This window comes from Micromonospora sp. NBRC 110009, assembly GCF_030518795.1.
In the GTDB taxonomy this organism is placed as follows: domain Bacteria; phylum Actinomycetota; class Actinomycetes; order Mycobacteriales; family Micromonosporaceae; genus Micromonospora.
In genome coordinates, this window is sequence record NZ_CP130427.1 from 3,593,147 (window position 1) to 3,607,381 (window position 14,235).

General features: G+C 74.8%; 18 protein-coding genes. 7 read left to right on the forward strand and 11 right to left on the reverse strand.

Annotation, left to right across the window (positions count from 1 at the left end):
• Window positions 1–3 precede the first annotated feature (3 nt).
• Window positions 4–933, forward strand: coding sequence for a GlxA family transcriptional regulator (locus Q2K19_RS17220; RefSeq protein WP_302762296.1), 930 nt, complete (start codon window positions 4–6; stop codon window positions 931–933).
• A 5-nt stretch (window positions 934–938) separates the two neighbouring features.
• Here Q2K19_RS17220 and Q2K19_RS17225 read toward each other — a convergent pair whose 3' ends face one another.
• From Q2K19_RS17225 to Q2K19_RS17245, 5 genes are all read right to left on the reverse strand, one after another.
• Window positions 939–1,682, reverse strand: coding sequence for a hypothetical protein (locus tag Q2K19_RS17225; protein ID WP_368046148.1), 744 nt, complete (start codon window positions 1,680–1,682; stop codon window positions 939–941).
• A 73-nt stretch (window positions 1,683–1,755) separates the two neighbouring features.
• Window positions 1,756–2,472 carry a response regulator gene (locus tag Q2K19_RS17230; RefSeq protein WP_302762300.1) on the reverse strand — a complete coding sequence of 239 codons (717 nt, stop codon included), beginning with the start codon at window positions 2,470–2,472 and terminating at the stop codon, window positions 1,756–1,758.
• Window positions 2,442–3,668, reverse strand: a complete 1,227-nt coding sequence (locus Q2K19_RS17235; protein WP_302762301.1) for a hypothetical protein — start codon at window positions 3,666–3,668, stop codon at window positions 2,442–2,444. The genes Q2K19_RS17230 and Q2K19_RS17235 overlap by 31 nt, the downstream gene beginning before the upstream one ends.
• Window positions 3,658–4,836, reverse strand: coding sequence for a sensor histidine kinase (locus Q2K19_RS17240; RefSeq protein WP_302762302.1), 1,179 nt, complete (start codon window positions 4,834–4,836; stop codon window positions 3,658–3,660). Before Q2K19_RS17240 ends, Q2K19_RS17235 begins: the two co-directional genes overlap by 11 nt.
• Window positions 4,837–4,988: 152 nt before the next feature.
• On the reverse strand, window positions 4,989–5,789 hold the full coding sequence (locus Q2K19_RS17245; protein ID WP_302762304.1) for a class I SAM-dependent methyltransferase: 801 nt from the start codon (window positions 5,787–5,789) through the stop codon (window positions 4,989–4,991).
• Window positions 5,790–5,959: 170 nt separating this feature from the next.
• On the opposite strand from Q2K19_RS17245, the gene Q2K19_RS17250 reads away from it, so the two are divergent.
• A complete protein-coding gene (locus Q2K19_RS17250; protein WP_446839646.1) occupies window positions 5,960–6,994 on the forward strand; it encodes a sigma-70 family RNA polymerase sigma factor in 1,035 nt (344 codons plus the stop codon).
• Here the strand turns inward: Q2K19_RS17250 and Q2K19_RS17255 are convergent.
• Window positions 6,957–7,862 carry a septum formation family protein gene (locus Q2K19_RS17255; protein ID WP_302762308.1) on the reverse strand — a complete coding sequence of 302 codons (906 nt, stop codon included), beginning with the start codon at window positions 7,860–7,862 and terminating at the stop codon, window positions 6,957–6,959. The two genes, Q2K19_RS17250 and Q2K19_RS17255, sit on opposite strands and share 38 nt — an antisense overlap.
• Before the next feature lie 402 nt (window positions 7,863–8,264).
• Here Q2K19_RS17255 and Q2K19_RS17260 point away from each other — a divergent pair, with 402 nt between their 5' ends.
• The 3 genes from Q2K19_RS17260 (at window position 8,265) to Q2K19_RS17270 (ending at window position 10,377) form a co-directional block, all read left to right on the forward strand.
• Entirely contained in the window at window positions 8,265–8,774 is a 510-nt protein-coding gene (locus Q2K19_RS17260; RefSeq protein WP_302762310.1) for a hypothetical protein, read from the forward strand.
• A 227-nt stretch (window positions 8,775–9,001) separates the two neighbouring features.
• On the forward strand, window positions 9,002–9,790 hold the full coding sequence (locus tag Q2K19_RS17265) for a class I SAM-dependent DNA methyltransferase (RefSeq protein ID WP_302762312.1): 789 nt from the start codon (window positions 9,002–9,004) through the stop codon (window positions 9,788–9,790).
• Complete coding sequence (locus Q2K19_RS17270) at window positions 9,763–10,377, forward strand: dihydrofolate reductase family protein (RefSeq protein ID WP_302762314.1); 615 nt, start codon at window positions 9,763–9,765, stop codon at window positions 10,375–10,377. The genes Q2K19_RS17265 and Q2K19_RS17270 overlap by 28 nt, the downstream gene beginning before the upstream one ends.
• A gap of 63 nt (window positions 10,378–10,440) precedes the next feature.
• Here Q2K19_RS17270 and Q2K19_RS17275 read toward each other — a convergent pair whose 3' ends face one another.
• On the reverse strand, window positions 10,441–11,640 hold the full coding sequence (locus tag Q2K19_RS17275; RefSeq protein WP_302762315.1) for a hypothetical protein: 1,200 nt from the start codon (window positions 11,638–11,640) through the stop codon (window positions 10,441–10,443).
• Entirely contained in the window at window positions 11,637–12,161 is a 525-nt protein-coding gene (locus Q2K19_RS17280; protein WP_302762317.1) for a SigE family RNA polymerase sigma factor, read from the reverse strand. Before Q2K19_RS17280 ends, Q2K19_RS17275 begins: the two co-directional genes overlap by 4 nt.
• A gap of 177 nt (window positions 12,162–12,338) precedes the next feature.
• On the opposite strand from Q2K19_RS17280, the gene Q2K19_RS17285 reads away from it, so the two are divergent.
• Entirely contained in the window at window positions 12,339–12,464 is a 126-nt protein-coding gene (locus tag Q2K19_RS17285) for a hypothetical protein (RefSeq protein ID WP_302762319.1), read from the forward strand.
• 10 nt (window positions 12,465–12,474) lie between these two features.
• Here Q2K19_RS17285 and Q2K19_RS17290 read toward each other — a convergent pair whose 3' ends face one another.
• Both Q2K19_RS17290 and Q2K19_RS17295 read right to left on the reverse strand, forming a co-directional pair.
• Window positions 12,475–12,969 carry a hypothetical protein gene (locus Q2K19_RS17290; protein WP_302762321.1) on the reverse strand — a complete coding sequence of 165 codons (495 nt, stop codon included), beginning with the start codon at window positions 12,967–12,969 and terminating at the stop codon, window positions 12,475–12,477.
• Window positions 12,970–12,981: 12 nt separating this feature from the next.
• Entirely contained in the window at window positions 12,982–13,221 is a 240-nt protein-coding gene (locus tag Q2K19_RS17295; protein WP_302762323.1) for a GntR family transcriptional regulator, read from the reverse strand.
• A 353-nt stretch (window positions 13,222–13,574) separates the two neighbouring features.
• Between Q2K19_RS17295 and Q2K19_RS17300 the strand changes: the two genes are divergently transcribed.
• Window positions 13,575–13,754: a hypothetical protein gene (locus Q2K19_RS17300; protein ID WP_302762325.1), complete on the forward strand. Its 180-nt coding sequence runs from the start codon at window positions 13,575–13,577 to the stop codon at window positions 13,752–13,754.
• A 227-nt stretch (window positions 13,755–13,981) separates the two neighbouring features.
• On the opposite strand, the gene Q2K19_RS17305 is transcribed toward Q2K19_RS17300, so the two are convergent.
• Window positions 13,982–14,146 carry a hypothetical protein gene (locus Q2K19_RS17305; RefSeq protein ID WP_302762327.1) on the reverse strand — a complete coding sequence of 55 codons (165 nt, stop codon included), beginning with the start codon at window positions 14,144–14,146 and terminating at the stop codon, window positions 13,982–13,984.
• Window positions 14,147–14,235: the final 89 nt, after the last annotated feature.

Below are 14,235 nucleotides of genomic sequence, written 5' to 3' on the forward strand. Positions count from 1 at the left end.
TCCGTGGCCCGGGTCGTCTTCCTCCTGGTCCCGCAGGTGCACCTGCTGGACCTCGCCGGCCCGGCCCAGGTCTTCTCCACCGCCGCCGACCTCGGATACGACTACCGGCTGCACTACGTCGCCGCCACCCCGGAGGTGCCGACCGTGCAGGGAGTGACCCTGCGGGCCGACACCGACTGGCCCCCGCTGGACCGGAACGACCTGCTGGTCGTACCGGGGTGGCGGGTGTCGGCGCACGGCCCGGCGGGGCCGGTCGGCGGCGACGACCTGCGGCGGCTGGCCGACCACCACGCGGCCGGCGGCGTCGTGGCGAGCGTCTGCGCCGGGGCCTTCGCGCTGGGCCGGGCCGGCCTGCTCGACGGGCGGCGCTGCACCACCCACCACGAGGTGCAGGACGAGCTGGCCCGCCGGCACCGGGCGGCCCGGGTGGTCCGGGATGTGCTCTACGTGGTCGACGACCGGGTGGTCACCTCGGCCGGCATCGCCAGCGGCATCGACGTGGCGCTGCACCTGATGGCCACCCGGCACGGCCCGGCGGCGGCGGCCCGGATCGCCCGCGCCCTCGTCGTCTACGCCCGGCGCAACGGGGACGAACAGCAGGCCAGCGCCATGATGCGGCACCGCTCGCACCTGTCCGACGCGGTGCACCGCGCGCAGGACCTGATCGACGCCCACTACGCCGAGCCGCTGCCGCTGGCCGAGCTGGCCGCCGCCTGCGGCGTCTCCGAGCGCACGCTGAGCCGGCTGTTCCGGCAGGCCACCGGGCTGACCCCGCTCGGCTACCAGCAGCTGCTGCGGGTGGAGCGGGCCGAGCACCTGATCGGGCACGGCGCCACCGTGGAGGCCGCGGCCCGGGCGGTCGGCTTCACCGACGCCCGGATGCTCCGCCGGCTGCGCGCCCGCACCCGCCCCACCCTGGCCCCCGCCGGCTGAGCGGGTCAGCAGGCGGAGCCGGGGCGGTCCCGCGCCGGGGAGCCCTGACGCGGCCAGTCGGGCGTCTCGCCCACCGCCGGGCGGTAGTAGTCGTCGCGGGACAGGAACTCCACCGGCAGCGACCCCGGCAGGGTCACGGCGCCCCGCACCGGGCCCGGCGCCGCGCCCACCCGGAGCGCGAGGGTGTCCCGCTCCGGCGGGGAGAGGTCCACCAGCTCGGGGTGGACCAGCCGGAACCCGGCCACCGAGCGGCGGACCTGCCGGCCCAGCGCGGTGACCACGGCGGCCGGCCCGGTGAGCGCGAGCGCCGGCTGCCGGATGGTGCGCAGCGCGTCGCAGACCACCAGCAGCGCGAGCTGGCCGTCCGGGCCGTCGGCCAGCTCCAGCCGGGACGGCCACTGCCAGCGGATCTGGCCGCTGACCAGGCGGGACAGCCGGACCGGGCGCCGGTGCCGGGCGCCCGTCCGGCCGTCCGGCCCGGTGACCAGGGACAGCTCCGAACCGGAGCAGACGTACGCGAGCCGCCGGTCGGTCACGGTGACCGTGGCCGGCGCGGGGAGACTCCAGGCGCGGGCGCTCTCCGTCGGGCCGAGCAGGTGCCCGGCCACCTCGAGCCGGTGCTGCCCGAGCACCTGCTCGCCCGGCTCGGGGACCAGCGCGTGCCGCCGGTCGAGCAGGGGGCGGATGGCGTCGTCGTCCGCGTCGAAGCGGTGCGGCCGGATGAAGAAGGGAGCGGCGTCCTCCTGCACGGTCACGACCTCCCGGTGACGGTTGGCGGTACGTCGAGCCTGGCCGACGCGGCGGCGGCTGTCATGACACCCGTTAGGGGGTCGGCCTATCGGACTGCGCCTCTGACCGGTAGGTGCCGATCTCCTCCGGCCGGACGAGGCCGTCCTCGATCGCCCGGGCGAGCAGCGCCGCCTTGGTCGCGGCCGGTCGGCCCGCCCGGGTGTACTTGATCCGCGCCCGGTCCACGTACTGCTTCACGGTGTGCTCGCTGATCCGCATCCGGCGCGCCACCGACGCCTTCGACATCGACTGGAACCACAGCAGCAGCGCCTCACGCTCCTTGTCGGAGAGCGCCGGCCGGTCCGGCCGGTGGTCGCCCACCATCGCCCCGGCCAACGCCGGCGGCACGTACGGCCGGTCGGTCGCCGCCGCGAGCACGGTCGCCACGCAGTGCTCGCGCCCCTCGTGCTTGGCGAGGAACGCCACCGCGCCGGCGTCCAGCGCGGCGAGCATCGTGTCCGGGTCGGTGTGTTCGGAGTAGACGACCACCCGCCGCCCGGCGCTGCTCAGCTCGGCCAGCTTGTCGATCACCATCCGCCCGTGCAGCCGCAGGTCGAGCAGGACCACGTCGGCGTCCGGAGCGTTCAGCAGCACCGCGTCCGGATCGTCCCCGGTGGCCAGTACGCGCAGCCGCGGCTCGCCGGCCAGCCAGGCGCGCACCCCGTCGATCACCACCGGGTGGTCGTCCACGATCGCCACCCGGATCGGCCGTCCGCCGGTCACGCCCTCCGCCACCGGATCTGCGTCCATCTGATCTCCCCGTCCCGCTCCTGCACGTGGTCCACCGGCCCCTCCCCGCCCGGCTCGGGCGGGCCGGTCGCCTCCGGCCCGCCCCGCTCCGGGGTGACCAGGCTGACCACCACCTCGTCCGGGTTGGCGACCACGGTCAGCCGGGCCCAGTCGCGGGCGTCGGCGAGCGCCGTGGTGAGCGGGTCGGCCAGCCGCCGGCGTATCTCCACGGGCAGCTCCGGCGGGACGCCGAGGGCGACCAGTTCGATCGGCAGGCCGTTGCGTTCCGCCAGGTCGGCGGCGGCGCGCAACTCGTGCAGCAGCGGATCGGGCACGTCGTCCGACTCGGCGATGAGCCGGCGCAGCCGGGCCGCGGCCAGCACGCAGCGGCGGCGTACCTCGGGGTCGGCCGGGTCGGCCTCGCCGGCGGCGAGGGCGGCCAGCACCTCCTCGGCGGTGCCGCTGACCAGCGCGAGCCGGGCCTGCCGCTCCTGGCGGGCCCGTTCCGCCGCGATCCGTTCCGCCGCCACCGCGTGCGCCGCGGCGGCGGTGCCGGCCCGCTGCCGGGCCAGGGTCGCGATCGCGGCGCCGCCGACGAAGACGGCGACGGGCAGCGAGGAGGTGCCGTAGACGTACATCGCGGAGCGGGCGAGGTCGGCGGGGGCGGTGGCGCCGTGCGCGAACATCGCGCCGAGGGCGATCGCCGCGTGCGCGCCGAGCAGCACGAGCAGCCAGCGCACCGGCCGGCGCCAGAGCACCAGCAGGAAGAACCAGACCAGGCCACCCCACACCCAGTTCGCCGAGGCGAAGAGTTGCCCGCCGCCGACCGCCGCGAACACCGCCGCGTCGACCACCAGCAGCACCGCCGCCAGCCGCCGGGCCGGTGGCAGGCCACCGCGCAGCAGGCGTACGCCGGCCGCCGCGCCGACCGCCGTGGTCACCAGCCAGGCCGTGGCGATCACGGCCGAGGCGGCGGGCGTGGCCCCGGCGCCGTGCAACGCCGGCAGGTCGATCACCAGGTGCCAGGCCAGCGCGATGGTGACCGCCGCGATCCGGGCGGCCCGGTCGGAGGCGCTGGCCACCGCGCTCGCCGCCCGGCCGGCCGATACCGTCCCGTCGGCGGGCTGCGCCCCACCGGCCGTCCCCGCCCGGTCGGCCGGCGCGGCGTCGGGTCGGCGGTGGACGTCGTCGAGCCGCGCACCCAGGTCAGTAGCCACCGGTCCACTCCAGCCGGATCCGGGTGCCGGCACCAGGGGCGGACGTCACCTCTGCCCGGCCGCCCACGGTGGACATCCGCCCGATGACGGACTCCCGCAGTCCGTACCGGTGGGCGGGGACGGTGGTCGGGTCGAAGCCGGGACCGTCGTCGGCCACCTCGACCACGACGGTCTCCGCGTCCCGGGCCAGGCGCAGCGTGGCGTGCGCGCCCGGCGCGTGCCGGGCCACGTTCGCGAGGGCGGCGGCGGCGCTGTCGGCGAGCGCGCCGGCGACCTCCGCCGGCACCACGCACGGGGCGAGCGTCGCGGTCACCGGCAGGTCGGGCAGCCGGGTCAGGGCGGCCCGCAGCCGGTCGTCCAGCGCGACCGGGCCGGCCGCCGGCGCCGACCTGGCGTCGGCCAGCGCGGCGAGGGCACGCAGGTCCGCCGCGCACCGCTCGCGCAGCGTGGCCGACGGGCCCGGGACCGCGCCGAGGCCGACCATGGTCAGCGTGCCGAGGAGGGTGTCGTGCAGGTCGCGGTTCTGTCGCCGCTCGGCGTCCCGGGCGGCCCGCGCGGCCGCCGCCTCGCGGGCCAGCCGCTGGTAGTCGGCGAAGGCGGCGTCGGCGCGCCCGATCCGGGAGCGCATCACCGCGGTCAGCACCGCCGTGATGCCGGCCTGCACCAGCAGCGTCACGGCGTGCGCCCGCGCCTCGACCGGGTTGCCGGCGGCCGTCGCGCCGGCCGCGTAGCCGGCCGTGACCAGCAGCGCGGCCGGGATCGACCAGCGCGCCGGCGAGGTGGCCTGGGCGTTGATGACGGTGGTGCTGGCGAGCACCGCGATCCAGCTCACTTCCCCTGGAAGCACCTCCGGCGCGACCAGCCACGGGATCGCCAGTGCGGCCGCGGTGGTGAGCGCGACGTCGCCGGCGACCAGCGGGCCGGTGGCCCCGTGCCGCAGCGCGCGGACGGCGTACCAGACGGACCAGGCGGTCAGCACGGCCACCGCCGGGACCAGCAGCCCCACCCGGACGGGTGGGGTGCGGACCGCGAGGGCCACCACCGCGGCGACCAGGCCGCAGGTGAGCCGGAGCAGCGCCGGCAGGGTGGTGAAGACGAGGGTGAACGCGCCGGCGCCCGGCTGGTCCAGCGGGGCCGGTGGCGATGTCGTGGCGGCTACGACCGGCATCGGCGAGGCGTCCTTCCGGCAGCGACCCGGTCGGGTTCGGCACGGCCTGGATCGACGCCGGAGAATAACATGGCAAAACGCCACTGGTCACCCTCGGTGCGCGGTGCGTCGCTGGCCCGAACGGCGCTCCCGGCACCCGCCGGACGGGCGGCTCAGGCGGGCGCCACCGCCAGCAGGTGGGAGCTGGCGCCGAGCACCGCCGGATCCCGCTCGAACGCCTCGGCGCAGGCGACCGCGTCGGCGAAGAGCCGGTCCTCCGAGCCGGTGTCCAGCGTGTTCAGCAGTGGCCACAGCGGACCCTCCACCCCGTACACCGTCGGGGCCGGCAGGCCCGCCGCGGTGAACTCCGCCACCACCTGCTCCGGGCGGTGGAAGTAGGCGGTGGTGAAGCCGGTCTCCGGGTCGTTCACCCCGGTGGCGTACGCCCCGAGCAGCAGGGGGCGGCTGCGCTCGTCCACCCGCCCCTGCGCGGTCAGGTCGATCAGGGCCGCGTTGCGGCTGATCACCGCCGCGACCACCGGCCCACCGGGGCGGGTGAGCCGGGCCGCCTCGCGCAGCGCGGTCACCCGGTCCGCCCGGCCGGTCAGGTGGTAGAGCGGGCCGAGCAGCAGGGTCGCGTCGACCGAGTCGTCCGGCAACGGCAGGGCACGAGCGTCCCCGACCGTCGCGGTGACCTCCGGGTACGCCGCCCTTGCGGCGGCCACGTGCGCCGGCACCAGGTCGACCAGGTGCACCCGGTGCCCGGCCGACGCCAGCCACCCCGCGTACGCGCCGGTGCCCCCGCCGACGTCCAGCACGGTCGCCGGCGGCGCGGGGAGCAGGCGGGCGAGCAGGTCCCGGGTGCGCCGTGCCTCCAGCCGGCCCTGCGGCGTCCGGTGCAGCCGATCCGCCTCGTCGAACACCTCGGTGTAGTAGCGCTGGATGTCCGGCTCCGCCGGTCGATGGTGCGGCATCCGACGATGGTGGACCACCCGGCCCGGCAGATCATCCCGATTACCCGCCGGGCCCGGCCCGCGGTCATGGTCGTCCTTCCTCACGGCAACCTTCCGCCGGTACCTACTCGGCGGGCCGGGGCAACTCATCGGCCCGGCGGGGATGAATTTCGGCGACCGGGCCGGTAGGTATGGGGAGGGCGCGGCGGGAGGGCGGAACGGTGACGGTGACCAGCGAGGAGTTCGGCCGGCGGACCGGCCCGTACCGGCCGGAGCTGCTGGCCCACTGCTACCGGATGCTCGGCTCGGTGCACGAGGCGGAGGACCTGGTGCAGGAGACGCTGCTGCGGGCATGGCGGGCCTTCGACCGGTACGACGAAGGCCGCGCCTCGCTGCGCACCTGGCTGCACCGGATCGCCACCAACGCCTGCCTCACCGCGCTGCGCGGCCGCGCCCGCCGGCCACTGCCCTCGGACTTCGTGGCACCGAACCCGGACCCGGCGGCGCCGATGGTGGTCGGCGAGGTGCCCTGGTTGCAGCCGCTGCCGGACGCCCTGCTCGACCCGGCCACCGTGGTCGCCGCCCGGGGCAGCCTGCGGCTCGCGCTGGTCGCCGCGCTGCAGCTGCTGCCGCCCCGGCAGCGGGCCGTCCTGATCCTGCGCGAGGTCCTCGACTGGTCGGCCGCCGAGATCGCCGAGGCCCTGGAGACCACGCCCGCGGCGGTGAACAGCGGGCTGCAGCGGGCCCGGGCCCGGCTCGGCGCGACGGCGGTCCGCGAGGAGCAGGTGGCCGAGCCGGCCGACCCGGAGCAGCGGGCGCTGGTCGACCGGTACGTGGCGGCGTTCGAGCGGGCCGACGTGGCCGCGCTGACCCGGCTGCTCACCGACGACGCGGTGCTGGAGATGCCGCCGGTGCTCAACTGGTACGTCGGCCGGGACCGCTACGGCCGGTTCATCGCCCGGATCCTGGCGCTGCGCGGCACCGACTGGCGACTGGTCCCCACCGCGGCGAACGGGCAGCCCGCGCTGGCCGCGTACGTGCGGGACGGGGACGCGTACCTGCCGCACACCCTCCAGGTGCTCACCGTCACCGGTGGGCGGGTCAGCCGCAACGTGGTCTTCCAGGACCGGGCGGTGTTCGCCGCGTTCGGGCTGGCGCCACTGCCGGCCGACCCGGCAGCGACGCCGGTCAGCCGATCGGCAGCACCCGCGGGCCACCGCCCCTGATCGAGCGGGTCACCTTCTTCCCGCTGGACCAGTAGAAGCAGCGGATGCCGCGGTCACCCCGGGCCCACGCCTCCTCGGACGGCAACCGGAACGCCGTGCCGGTCCGGTAGGGCAGCGCGCGGTCGACCGGGACCTTCGCGTACCGGGCGACGAGGGTCCGGCACCGGGCGTGGATGCTCGTCTCCCGGCCGGCGGCGGCCTCCTCGAACCGCCCGTCCGGCGCGGTCCACGTGCCGACGTACTCGTACTGGTGGCTCTTCGTGCAGGAGGTCTGCAGGAAGCTGTCCCACGAGGTCGTCGTCAGGCAGCCGTACGCCAGCGGCGACGCTCCCTTCAACGCGCCCCGCAGGCTGCCGGCGTGCTGGCTGGCGAGGTCGCTCTGACCGTGGGCGTAGTCGGGATCGCCGTCGATTGCGTTCAGTTCGTACATGTCGCAGCGGAACCAGCGGGCGCCGCCCTGCCAGCCCGGGGGCGACGGCGGCACCACCTGGATCGTCAGGCGGGCGCCCCGCCAGTCGCCGCCGACGAACGCCGTCGCCTTCGCGGCACACTCGGCGAACGCGGGTCGGAGCGCGGCGGACCCGACCTTCGGCGGGGTGGGCCGCTCGGCGAGCGGGCCGGTGAACGTGCCCAGGTGGAAGGTCTCCACCAGGTGCGCCCGGGCGCAGTCGACCGGCTGGTAGCTGGTCAGGTAGCTGGTCGGGGCGGCGATCAGGTGGCAGTCGCCCGCCTTCGGCGCGAACTGCGTGACGGCGCCCACCGGCCGCCAGTCGTCGGTCAGGTCGCCGTCCAGGCCGGCCGGCGTCCCGCAGCCCGCCAGCGCCACCGTGCTCAGGGCAGCCGCCACCAGGCCCCGCCACCGTCGCATGTGAACCTCCCCCGTGTGCCGCGCGGCAGCATATGCCACCGGCGCGGGGTCCGGCGCCCCCGGCGGTGCGCCCGTGGTCGGCCCGCGTACGCCCTGACCAGCCTCTTCGGTTGCGGTCGGTCGGCTCGCGGTGCCCGACGGTGACGGTGTGACATCTGGCGAGGGGGCGGCGCTGAGGGGCACGGAATGCACGCACTGGAAACTTCGACCAGCACGCCTCCGGCGTCGCCGACTGATCACTCAGCGGCGCCGCCGGTGCGCGTCGGCAGCCGGCCGCCCCACCCGGCTGCCGGTCGTTCCAGGCGTCCGTCCCGCCGCCCGGCACCCCCGCCGGACGGTGAGCTGTTCCGGAGGCACGCCGGGCGGCCGGTCCGAACTCTCTATCCCAAACGGAGCCGTTCGATGTCACAGTTCGCCCTCGCGAAACTCCTCACCCTGAAGGCCGGCGCGACGGTCGTCGCGGTCACCGCCACCGGCGGGGTCGCGCTCGCTGCGGCGACCGGCACCCTGCCCGGCACGAGCAGCGAGCCGTCCACGAAGCCGGCGGCGCACGCCACCGGCAAGCCGTCCGACGCGGCCGACAAGGGCAAGGGCGCCGGTGACGCGCAGGGCACGCCCTCGCCGAACCTGGTCGGCCTCTGCCGGGCGTACCGGGCCGGTGCGGGCGACAACCCGGGCAAGGCGCTGGAGAACCCGGCGTTCCGCGTGCTGATCACCACCGCCGGCGACAAGGAGCAGGTGGCGGCGTACTGCGACGCGCTGCTCGCCGGCGCGAAGGGCAAGCCGAGCCAGGCGGCCCGGCCCACGGCCACCCCGAGCCACCCGACCGGCCGGCCCAGCGCCCGCCCGACCACCGCCGGAACCGACGCCCCGGACGCCGACCGCAAGCCGACCGCCCGACCCACCCACTGACCTCCGATGCCGGGCGGGCACACCCCCCTCCCGCCCGCCCGGCATCGGCGCCGCGACCCCGCCCGGACGACCAACCCCCCGGTCCTCCGTACGGCGTCGCGATCCGCGCCGCAGCATGGCGCGGCGAGGCGGCGGCCGAGGTCCCGCGGCCGCCGCCTCACCCACTCCCGCGTCCGGCGCCGCCACGTCTCGGTCCACGAGCGGGTCCGGGACGCTACGGTCGGCGGATGACCGAGCCCGCCCACCTGGTCCGCACCCGGGCGGCGTACGACACCGTGGCCGTCGACTACGCCGCCCTGGTGCCCGGCAAGCTGCCCGACATGCCGCTGGGCCGGGCGATGCTCGGCGCGTTCGCCGAGCAGGTCCGCTCGGGCGGCGGGGGCTCGGTCGCGGACGTCGGGTGCGGGCCCGGGCACGTGACCGCCCACCTGGCGGGGCTCGGCGTGGACGCGTTCGGCGTCGACCTGTCGCCGCGCATGGTCGACCTGGCCCGGCGGGCGTACCCGCTCCTGCGGTTCGAGGTCGGCTCGATGACCGCCCTGGCGATCCCGGACGGTCGCCTCGGCGGCGTCCTCGCCTGGTGGTCGACCGTCCACACGCCACCCGAGGTGCTGCCGGCGGTGTTCGCCGAGTTCCACCGGGCGCTCGCGGCCGGCGGGCACGCGCTGCTCGGCTTCCACGCCGGCGACGACGAACACGTCCGCCTGGACCACCCGTACGGCCACCCGGTGCCGCTCGACCTGTACCCCGCCCGGCCCGAACGGGTCGCGGCACAGCTGGCGGAGGCGGGTCTCGAGGTCACCGCGACCCTGCGGCAGGCGCCGGGGGAGGGGCTGCGGCGCCAGCAGGCGTACGTGTTCGCCCGGAAGCCGAAGGGATGTGGCTCAGGTCACACCCTCCGAGAGGTCGGATTGTCGAATCGGTCGGCTTCCGGCCGTCGGCATGGTGAGAGCCGGCGCGGGGCCGGCCCAACCGGAGGAGACACGTCATGCGACTCACCGTCACCACGTTCCTGACCCTGGACGGCGTCATGCAGGCCCCCGGCGGGCGGGACGAGGACGTCAGCGGCGGGTTCGACCTGGGTGGCTGGCTGCCGCCGCATTTTGACGAGACCGTCGGCGGGTGGATGGGGGAGATCCTCGGCCGGGCCGACGCGCTGCTGCTCGGCCGGCGCACCTACGACATCATGGCGGCCTACTGGCCGCACGTCACCGACCCGGCCGAGGGCGGACCGGACAACCCGCTCAACCGGCTGCCCAAGTACGTCGCCACCAATCGCAAGGACGAGCTGACCTGGTCCGGCTCGCACCGGCTCGACGGCGACCTGGCCACCGGGGTCACCGAACTCAAGGACCGCCCCGGCGGTGAACTCCAGGTGCACGGCAGCGGCGCGCTGGCCCGATCGCTGATGCGGGAGGGGCTGATCGACACGTACCACCTGCTGGTCTTCCCGGTGGTCCTGGGCCGCGGGCAGCGACTCTTCGCCGAGGGCGTGCCGCCGGCGGGCCTGCGGATGACCGACAGCCGCAACTCGCCCAGCGGGGTGACCATGCTGACCTACGACAGCGTCGGCGCGCCGACGTTCGGCACGGTCGGGGAATGACGTCGACGGCGACGCGGCCGGTGGCGATTCCCGCCACCGGCCGCGCCTGCGCCTACGGCTGCGTCAGCACCGCCACACGCGCGGTCCCAGGTTCTGGTGGTCGTTGCTGTCACTGCTCCGTGCCTGACCCACGACCAGCCCGGTGTCGGACACGGCCGAGGCGAAGCCGGCCTGCCCGCTCGGCACGCTGAGGTCGACAGCGGCGCCGTCCCGCACCAGTACCCCATTGGTGACCACCCAGCCGGCCGCGTTGACCGACTGTCCCGGTCCCTCCGTGGCCAGGTCGGTGACCTCGCCGGTCCGGATGTTCCACACGGCGGTCGAACGGGACGGCCACAGGCCGCCCGTCGCCCAGTCGCCCGCTGCCGCGTAGGCGGCGCCGGTCTCGCCGGCCGGCGCCCTCAGCTTCCGGCCCTTGCCCTGCTGGTCCCAGGCGTACGCCGCGATCCCGACGCCGTTGCGGTACATCGCGCCGACGATCGTGCCGTCGTCGGTGATGTCGTACGCGTTGGCGCCGTCGGGAAGCCGCAGCTTGACCGCGGTCGTCGACCCCGCCTTCCAGAGCAGGACGATGCTGTCCTTGCCCCCCGAGTTCCCGCGCGGCTCCGCGTTGATGACGACGTCGCCGGCCGCGTTGATCGCCGGGGACGGGTACACGTGCCAGTTCCCCGGCGGGGTGCGCAGCCGGGTGTACCCGCCCTTCTCGTAGCGGAAGACGTACTCCTCCTGCGGCCCGTTCTCCACCAGGCCCACCGCAATCCCGCCGGAGTTGACGGCGGTCACCTGGACCGACTGGCCGGGCACCGGCAGCGCCTGCGGCTGCCCGTCGGTCCACAGCACCGGCCGGAAGTCCTGCCCGACGACGCTGTTCCCGACCACGTACCGCCCGGCCGGATCCACCGCGTCGGCCGTGACGTCCCTCATGCCGCCCGGCACGGGCAGCTCCATCATCGTGCAGCGGCCGTCCGGGGCGGTGGCCGCCGGTGACGCGGTCGGCTCCGCCGACGCCGTCGCCTCCACTGTGGCCGTAGGGTCCGCCGAGGCGTCGGCCAGGCCGGCGGCCGGCTGCGCTCCCGCCCTGGTCAGGATCGACGGCACCGCGAGCAGCAGGGCTGTCGCCAGCGCCACACCCCCGACCCCCTGGACCGAGCGGCGGCGAAAGGCACGCCGGCGACCGGCGCGGACCAGGGCGTCCAGCTCGATACGGCTGGGCGGAACGTCGACCGCCGCCAGCCGGTCCCGCAGTTCCTGTTCCTCGTTCATGACCGGTCCCTCCCTCCCTGTACGACCGTGATCGGATGCCGTTCGCCGAGCGCCTCGCGCAGCGCGGCAAGACCCCGCGAGCACTGGCTCTTCACGTTGCCTGCCGAGCACCCGAGGGCTTCCGCGGTCGCCTCGACCGACAGGTCCCCGAAGTAGCGCAGCACCACGACCGCCCGCTGCCCCCGGGGCAGCGACCGCAACGCCGTCACCAGCGCGTCCCGCTCCTCGACCGCCTGATCGACCGGGGTGGACTGTTCCGGCAGGCGATCCCCGAGCAGCACCTTGGACCACCCGCGCCGCCGCTCGTCGAGGTAGCGCCGCATCATGATCCGGTGCACGTACCCGTCGAGATTGTCGGCGCCGGCGGCGCGCTTCCAGTTCACGTAGAGGGCCGTGAGCGTCGCCTGGACGATGTCGTCCGCCTGGTACGCGTCGGCGCAGAGGAGGTACGCCGTGCGATGCAGGCGCGGCAGTCGCGCCCGCACGTACTCGACGTACTCCCGTTCTAGGTCGGGCCGCATCCTGCTCCCTTGGTCGGCCGGCGTGGACGTTGGGCTCTGGTCGTCTCTATGTCGCCGATCGCGGGGTGAAAGGTTGCACGCCGGTCGGGCGCCGCAGGCGACGGACCTCAGCCGGTGGTTCTTGGCTGTCCGAACGGCTGTAGCGGCACTGGTAGCTGATCCCTACGGTTCACGATCATGGATGCCGCACTTGCAGCCGTTCTCCTGTACGCGCTGGGCCTCTTCGTTCTCTACTGGGTGATCCGGCTAGCGGTCCGGCACGCGATCGAGGACGCTGACGGGCGCCGGCGGGGCGGGGTGTGATGCGCGGCAGTCACAGGCAGGTGGGCCGGAGGTCGCGAGGCGTGTAGGTGATCTGCAGGTGGTACGTGCCCTTGGCGGTGTTCCGGACCTGCAGGTACCACGAGCAGTGGGTCCCGTCCGGCTTCCCGGCGTCGAAGGTGCTGGGTCCGCCGCCCTGGCCGAGGGCCTGCCAGCCGTTCGAGCGGGCGAGGTCCGTGTAGAAGCGGGACACCTCGCCGGCGGTGCCGGCTCCGGTGATGTCGCGGTCGAGCGATCCGAGGTTGATGGGCTCCGGACCCTCCCAACCGCAGCTCACGGTCTCGCTCAGCGCGGCGAGGGTGGCGCCGGGCGGCGCCTGGGTCACCATGGGTTCTTTTCGCAGGGCGGCGACCGTCTTCGGGTCCGGGTGGCAGTCGCGGGCGGACACGTCCCCCGAGATGGCGTCACCCAACCGGCCGCAGCCGCCACCGAACAGGCCCACCGCAACCATCACCGTGGCGTAGGCGATGATGCGGAGCCGGCGCACAGGCGTACCCCGTTACTTCCCGGCCTTCTCGGCCACGTAGGTGCCCCGCTGTGGGATCGTCATGACCAGCCCCCGCTCGCGGAGGAGGCGCACCGCCTGCCGCACCGTACCGCGAGCCACGCCGTACTCCTGCTGTAGCTGCGACTCGCTCGGGATCGGCCGCAGCGGTTCCAGTTCACCGTCCGCGATGCGCTTCGCTACAAGATCGGCGACCTGGACGTACAGCGGCGTCGGCGACAACGGATCGACCATGCCCCAACCTTCCTTGACGTCCTGAACGGCTTGGACCTGCGGTACGTACTAGACGTCCATAGACGTACAGGTCTACGGTCGGTAGCGACCCCAAAACCAAGAGGAGGGACAGATGTTGCTGAAGTGGCGTAGACGGGCGCAGGGCGCGTGGCTGAGGCGGAGGTGGCCCGCCGACCTGACCGGCCCAGCAACCGCGTATCAGAACCGCTCAGGGGCCCTCAGCCCGCAAGCGGTCAACGACGTCCAGGTCCGCCGCAACTCCGGGCGCTGCTACTGGTCCGATGAGCCGACGATGGAGTACCAGTGCTCCCCGCTCCTCACTCGCGGCCAAGAGCACCGGGCGGGAGGCTGGCGTGCCTGAAGTGCCGTTCCCGGTCGTCCTCGCGTCGTACTGCGTCGAGTACCACGAGCGCAATGACTGCTCAGCATGCATCCCGAGCGGGTGCCCTCGGCTCGCGGCTGCCGCCCTCATCCTCGACAAGTTCCGCGCGGAGCGGCTGGAGCGTCACCGACTCCGCCGGGCGACCGCCTGACCCGACGCAAGAGCGCAGCCCCCGGTCCTCTCACTACCGGGGGCTGTGCCTTGCCTGAGGCTAGCCGAGTTGGACCAGCGCGCCAGGGTTACAACTGCGGAGGGTATCGCTCGCCTAAGGGACAGCGAGCACACTCACCGCTGCCTACTGTGCAGCCCATGATGTTGGAGTCTCCGCTCGCAGCCGCATCGTCGCCGGGCTCCCCTCTTGGGGATCTGCTCACCGGCCTAGGTGCGTGGGTGCTGGGTTTGATCACCCTGTACGCCGTGATCCGGATGGCCGTTCGCCATGGCATCCAAGACGCGGACCGCCGTCGCTCCGGAATCCACTTCAAAGAACAGGTCTAGTCCGCGCATGATGTGGCGAAGTTCCAGACCGGTGGTGGCGGTCATTTCGGCGGCGGTTGCGGTCGTGCTGGCGGTGGTGGCCGCCGTTGGTGGGATTGGTGGCACAACGACCCGCCTGAAATACCTGGTGAACC

What these genes read in the sequence shown, in the direction of transcription:
- Q2K19_RS17305 (WP_302762327.1), bottom strand. Translation starts at nt 14,146, where the DNA reads ATGACCGCCACCACCGGTCTGGAACTTCGCCACATCATGCGCGGACTA.
- Q2K19_RS17245 (WP_302762304.1), bottom strand. Translation starts at nt 5,789, where the DNA reads ATGCCGCACCATCGACCGGCGGAGCCGGACATCCAGCGCTACTACACC.
- Q2K19_RS17295 (WP_302762323.1), bottom strand. Translation starts at nt 13,221, where the DNA reads ATGGTCGATCCGTTGTCGCCGACGCCGCTGTACGTCCAGGTCGCCGAT.
- Q2K19_RS17265 (WP_302762312.1), top strand. Translation starts at nt 9,002, where the DNA reads ATGACCGAGCCCGCCCACCTGGTCCGCACCCGGGCGGCGTACGACACC.
- Q2K19_RS17250 (WP_446839646.1), top strand. Translation starts at nt 5,960, where the DNA reads ATGGGGAGGGCGCGGCGGGAGGGCGGAACGGTGACGGTGACCAGCGAG.
- Q2K19_RS17255 (WP_302762308.1), bottom strand. Translation starts at nt 7,862, where the DNA reads ATGCGACGGTGGCGGGGCCTGGTGGCGGCTGCCCTGAGCACGGTGGCG.
- Q2K19_RS17230 (WP_302762300.1), bottom strand. Translation starts at nt 2,472, where the DNA reads ATGGACGCAGATCCGGTGGCGGAGGGCGTGACCGGCGGACGGCCGATC.
- Q2K19_RS17260 (WP_302762310.1), top strand. Translation starts at nt 8,265, where the DNA reads ATGTCACAGTTCGCCCTCGCGAAACTCCTCACCCTGAAGGCCGGCGCG.
- Q2K19_RS17240 (WP_302762302.1), bottom strand. Translation starts at nt 4,836, where the DNA reads ATGCCGGTCGTAGCCGCCACGACATCGCCACCGGCCCCGCTGGACCAG.
- Q2K19_RS17275 (WP_302762315.1), bottom strand. Translation starts at nt 11,640, where the DNA reads ATGAACGAGGAACAGGAACTGCGGGACCGGCTGGCGGCGGTCGACGTT.
- Q2K19_RS17285 (WP_302762319.1), top strand. Translation starts at nt 12,339, where the DNA reads ATGGATGCCGCACTTGCAGCCGTTCTCCTGTACGCGCTGGGCCTCTTC.
- Q2K19_RS17270 (WP_302762314.1), top strand. Translation starts at nt 9,763, where the DNA reads ATGCGACTCACCGTCACCACGTTCCTGACCCTGGACGGCGTCATGCAG.
- Q2K19_RS17280 (WP_302762317.1), bottom strand. Translation starts at nt 12,161, where the DNA reads ATGCGGCCCGACCTAGAACGGGAGTACGTCGAGTACGTGCGGGCGCGA.